We start from the raw sequence: 5,712 nt of genomic DNA on the forward strand, positions 1-5,712 counted from the left end.
AGTGAACTCTATATATACTCTAACTCACCCCGTTTATAACGAGGCGTTTTATGTTGGTTGGAATGACAAAGCCTACAGCTTGCGTCTCGTTTCACTGCTTTCTTTTTCGCAGTCATGGTTGTAACAGGCTTGCCTTTAAATTTCCCTAGTGGGCGTTTCACCAGTTTTTCAGCTAGCTCCTGATAATCAGACAGTACATCAATCAAGCTTTCCACAGCCTTAATGAATGAATCCAATGCTTTAGCCGCATTTCTTATTCCCTTGACCTTCTTAGCACCTCCCGCAAAGCGTGCTACCAGTGCCGCAATGCGAGCCGCTGCTCCTGTGCCCAAAGTACAAATAGCCAGCACGACGGTGAGAATCAGCTCAAGGATCAAATATGTACCCGCTTTACCGCCGTAGTAGAAATAGAAGTTAGGTGGAATAGCCTCAAGCATTAAAGACAGATAAGTCACATAAGTCAGAATCGTATCGTGGTCTTCTATGATTGCCATTGCGTTAGGGAACTGTTCGTGGCCCTTTATTTCCTGTGCCCAATCAGGGTCAAGCTCCATCAACACCGTATCAACAAAGGTTTCGACCGCATCGACATCACCATTAGAGATTTTCTGTGGCAGCTCTAGAATCGTCTGTCGATGCTTAGCAATACACTCTAGCTTTCGTACCACATCTTGACTTTCCGCGTATAGCTTACTCACATCTTCAATCGCTTCATCGACAGATTCAAAAACACTATCTTGGAATGAGTCAAACTCTCTTCCTAATGTTTCCAATACCCAAGTCGGATTTTTCAGTTGCCCCTTCTCGTTAAGCATTGCCTTGGTGATGGAATTGAACTTATCGACTGAATAAATCGCCAATTTATCGACAGCAGAAGAAGATAAATCTGAAATAGTGTCCGCAGCGTCTCCCCAAAAACTAGGAGACAACATATCAACAATATCAGCGCCCCAAGCTTGTGCACCATCAATCACACCATCGCCTAAAGTCCAGTAACCCTCTTCATCCCATTGTTGTTGGAACCCTTTCATGTCCTCAACAAGTGCGTTGTATGTACCATCAAGTGTTGCCTCAACGCTGTCTTGGATATTAACTATTTGCTCCTCAATACCTGGCTCACCAACGAACTCTGCAGTCACGATATCTGTGTTAGGTTTTAATGTGTCAAATACCGCTACACCACCTTCAACTTGATTTGTTTCGACAGCCAAATCTATAGTTTCAGATTCCGTGCTATTCAAGGGTAGAGCATTGAGTGATACGTTCTCTTCATGCACCACCGAGTTAGCGGTTATTTTGAGGTTTTGAGCATAGATAGGTGTCTGCCATCGATCGGAGTATATTGCACGGACCTTCACCCATTTCTGCTCCTCTAAATCTATCTTCGGTATCGCATTCACCACCACCTCAATCGTTCCTGCTTCGGCAGAATAAACATGTTCGGGCGCTTGAATGACCGAGACAGCCGACACATCACTCATAAGTTGGCTAGCTTTCTTCTCCATACGCTTGAAAGCTTGGCCGAGGTTATCGGACAGCTTTTTAGCATAGGTATCAATGGTCCTAACATGCTTTTCATAGATATCAGAAGACAAGTAAACGTAATTCAACCGACTGGCCTCGGATTTGAGTGATTCAACACGCCCCTTTATCTTACTAAGTAGATCTTCAAGTTCAGAGTTGAGTGTTTTCTTAGCCTTATCCCAAGGGTAGTTATTGCTGAAAACCTGTGGATTGCCTTTACCACGAGCACGCATGTAAGCCAGCATACGGTCAGCGGTTTCATGTTTGGGTAAACGAAATAAGACAGAGAGTATTTCCCCTTCTTCCATCACCATTGGTAAGCCATTCGCTAGTACACAATCAAAGCTGGTATCAGAAAGACTCTCAATCCCCGCAATCAGCGATTCTGCCAATACGCTGAACTGAAAATCAGGGTGTCTAAATTCGAAGTGGGCTTTCGTTTCGGCTTTCACAATATCAGCAAAATACCGGTCAGCGGTGAGGCTAGGCCCCATGGTTCCCCAGCCTTCTACCGGCGGGGCAATACGGTTCGGGTGCCAGAAGGTTTGCTGCCCCTGAGCAGACCTATCAAAAAAATCATAGTCATTGTAATCCGGCAAGTAGTGCGGGTTGGTAATACGAACAGGCGTCGTAACAAACTCATCCGTACTTTCTTTAGCCTGAATTTTGATTTGACCAGGCTTTAAGCCTGATACTTTGCTTTTACCAGAGTCATCAAAATGACCGGGAGACAGAACACCACCAGAGACATCGGTAATATCAAAGTCGGCGTTCATGAGAAGCACGCCATCGGGGTATCTGGCCTTAACGTAGACGGTGTAAGTTCCTTCTTCATCTTCATTGACTGTGACGGCTGGGTTTTGAACCCCGCCGAGGCACATGGTGTTGGCCTTGTTCATCGTCATTTGGTTAGACAGCCTTGCTACACCTTTCCCTTCGATGATGACATTCGGTGATGCGGATATGAATTCAGCCTCGGATTCAATCGTGCCCGATGCCACGCCTTTCTTGTCCCCACCTGCATCGCCTGTACTCTTGGCAAACTTACTGCCCTTTAAGGCAATACTGTTGCCACCATCTGCAGTGACGGTCGTGGTACCTTCCACTAAATCCGCTGACTTGGCATTGTTTCCATAAGGGATAGGAACTACGGCATTACCGACGGTTGTAAGACACACATCAGGTAACGTGGCATTCGCTTCTCCACCAGAGCCTTTGTGAACGATGCTCAGCCCGTTCGCATTGATGGTGACTGACATATCTACTCCTTATTAAGCTCGGTCAGTTCAGTGTAATTTTTGAACCTTGGATTTTGTGGACTTTTTCAGCACGACTCGAGATGTGTGTCGCCTTTGTCGTAATGCGGCCATCATTGCCACTGAACTTAGTTGCGACCTCGCCAGCTCCAATCGTGACTTCCTCTTTGCCTTCCAGTACCACACGTTTGGCTTTAATGACGAGCTCTTGTTGTTCCGCTAACGAAAGGTAAATATCCGTGAGAATAGGCACATCTAAATCCTCACCGACGAACTCAATACGGCAATCAAGCTGGTTGTCTATTGCCAAATGAATCTCTGAACGAGTGAACCCTCTACCTAAAGCCGCCCAGACAGCTTGCCCGTAGGCATTCCCATAAAAATCCACTTTCACACGATGACTTTCAGGGTGGATTTCTTTTACCCATCCGATACGGGCGTGTTTTTTTGAAGTCTGTTCAGCAGAGTTAGACAAGGTGTTCAATATAGAGCGCTCCCAGTACATTTGGAGAGGAAATATAACATCGCATTGGCATGCACCCCACTGATGGAATTGCAGGAAGCTCAGAGGAATCATCGATAAAGACCCATCAAGAAGCTTGACCATTTACTAAAACCTTAGTGATTACACATTAAACACCTGTGCTTTCGTCAGCCAACTCTCTTGGATGGCGTGTTTCTATCGTGATAAGACTCACATTAAATTTGCAGTGTTCCAACTGTACTCATTCTCTTCTCCGGTCTTTCGTCGCAATTCATCGATATTGAGTTATATGTTATCGATAAAAAACAGAATAAGAGTGCGCGGAATGATAATGACAATACTCCGCTTTTTTAACCCAGAACTTTCTATTCAGTAGCGGCTTCAACCGCTAACAAGTCTGCTCTCTCATTCCCTTCAATGCCAGAGTGCGCTTTAACCTTAAAGACCTCTACATACTTTCTAGAACTCAGCTCATCCACCTGTTGCCACAGTTGGCGGTTTTTGACGGGTTTCTTATCTCGTCGAGACCTCAGCGATTTATCCAGGACTAGCTCACTTTTCTTTTGGCAACGGCTATTTTCAGATTATTCGTTCGCACGCGGGCAAAGCCCCTGTGGTTCAGGTGAAACATATTCCCGATTGTATATGCATCACCGCGAGGGCTTGGGTTGTATTTACAAACCTAAAACTTACGAGGATGATGGCAGAGTTGACTTTAAAGAGCGGCAATTATTCCACCTCACGGAATACAACGTTGCTCAGGAGAACGATGGGTTACCTGCTTTATATGAATGAGCCCAGCATGACTAAAAAGCAAGAGAACGAAATGAAAGTCAAAGCTTCAGGAAAAGACACTCAGGCGCTAGACCTTAAACCGATTGGCCATGGTAGAAGCAAAGGGTTCTTGTGAGGAAGTGAAGAACCAAACTATGAATGATGTCCTCACTCTCCACTGCGTTCCTATCGAGCTGATGAGCGTTCGCCGTGAGAGCATTATCTCGCCCAATGAGTTTGTGGGGCTGGAAGTCTTACTACTTCAGGCGTCCCAGACGATTACTTCCAGCCAGTTCAAGGGAAAAGTTAAAGTACCAAGGCACCTTCATACTTAGGGTTCTTGGTAAACACTCGAGTATTTCTATTGTAATGACCGAATATCATTTCTGCATTTATCCAGTTGGCAACGTTGATTTCACACTGAACTGGTTCAACATGATAACGGTCTGCTGGGTTAGGGGCGGCAAGACCACTCTTGTTCACATCATAAGCAAAAGGGTGCCGGCTAAGGTCGATCACATACACATCGGTCGGAGCCCAATCCGCAGCGTAGTCGTAGTCAGTTGTTGTCGATATCCCCACTTTTCCAGTGTGGCCTCCAGCAAATTTTCCTGAAAATTTCTCCCAATCAACGTTCTGTTCATGTTGTTGGGTGAATCCATTGTCGAAGAAATACTGCATACCATTGTTTGCCCATCCTGGGTCGCCTCTGTAAACAATGCCTCGATACAAAGCAGTTCCTCTTAGAGCCCCTTTTTGAAAAGAACGGCACGACCAATGCTTGTCGATCAAACCACGAATGACATATTCATCAACAATATTATTAGTTTTTCTTGAAGACTTTCTCCATCGAGAGAATAAACCCATAAAAAATCTCCACACAAAACGGGACAAATAGCGACCAATAAATAAACAGTAAATATCATTTAAACTCAAAAATCAAACTTAACTATATGTCAGTTTTTTTCTTGAGGTGCTCTCCAGCGCTGAAGGGAATAAAGCCTTGAGCATTGTCGTTACAGGTTTTGAGGTTCGTGACATCTTCATCTAAAACTTCGGCGTCTCGCTCGTAACCTGCAACGGTTCGGATGCAGGTCCGAATAAGGAGTGGACGAGAGATATCGGCTGTTTAGCGACCAACGAGGGCTGGTTGTACTTGACTGTAATCATTGACCTTTACTCACGGAAAATGGTGAGCTGGTCGAGGATACGAGGATGACAACTATTCTGGTCAGCGATGCACTGTCGATGGCTTTGTTCCGCCGGGCTTCCCTGAGCAAGTGATCGTTCATAGTGAGCATAGTCGCCAGTCCTGCTCTAAAGACTATCGAGAGCTGAAAGCATGAGTCGGAAAGGAAACGGCTGGGACACTGGTGTAGAGGGCGTCTTCCATGCCATTAAGGTGGAAGCGATACGATATGAGCCAATCGTGACAAGAGAAGAGGTGCGTCAAACGATTCTCGAATACATTGTGGCTGACGATAATCGGATGAGAAGGCCCAGTGTTCTTGGGGATTTCAGCCCAGTTAACGTTAAAAGCAAAATGCCGCTTAATGAAGTGTCCAGCCTAACCGGAACACATCTGACCACTTCATGATAATTCCAATATAACAGTACATGATATGGTGATTTCGTAAATTACTCTCGGATATTAAAGTTGAATGTGGAGTCGTT

General features: G+C 45.3%; 3 protein-coding genes and 2 pseudogenes. 1 reads left to right on the plus strand and 4 read right to left on the minus strand.

Features of this window, described 5'->3' with window-relative positions; translation table 11 throughout:
* Positions 1–8 precede the first annotated feature (8 nt).
* The 4 genes and pseudogenes from IX95_RS01550 to IX95_RS01565 all read right to left on the minus strand — a co-directional run bounded on the left by IX95_RS01550 (position 9) and on the right by IX95_RS01565 (position 4,905).
* Positions 9–2,783: a DUF4150 domain-containing protein gene (locus IX95_RS01550; protein WP_038156219.1), complete on the minus strand. Its 2,775-nt coding sequence runs from the start codon at positions 2,781–2,783 to the stop codon at positions 9–11.
* A gap of 22 nt (positions 2,784–2,805) precedes the next feature.
* Complete coding sequence (locus IX95_RS01555; protein ID WP_081885388.1) at positions 2,806–3,387, minus strand: hypothetical protein; 582 nt, start codon at positions 3,385–3,387, stop codon at positions 2,806–2,808.
* 242 nt (positions 3,388–3,629) lie between these two features.
* Positions 3,630–3,788: pseudogene (locus IX95_RS25765) on the minus strand (RNase H family protein); the annotation flags it as partial.
* Between the two features lie 556 nt (positions 3,789–4,344).
* Positions 4,345–4,905: a hypothetical protein gene (locus IX95_RS01565; protein WP_038156221.1), complete on the minus strand. Its 561-nt coding sequence runs from the start codon at positions 4,903–4,905 to the stop codon at positions 4,345–4,347.
* A 223-nt stretch (positions 4,906–5,128) separates the two neighbouring features.
* Between IX95_RS01565 and IX95_RS26740 the strand changes: the two are divergent.
* Positions 5,129–5,635 (plus strand): annotated as a pseudogene (locus tag IX95_RS26740) (DDE-type integrase/transposase/recombinase); the annotation flags it as partial.
* Positions 5,636–5,712: the final 77 nt, after the last annotated feature.

It is taken from the genome of Vibrio sp. B183 (genome assembly GCF_000740665.1).
Classification (GTDB): Bacteria; Pseudomonadota; Gammaproteobacteria; order Enterobacterales; family Vibrionaceae; genus Vibrio; species Vibrio coralliilyticus.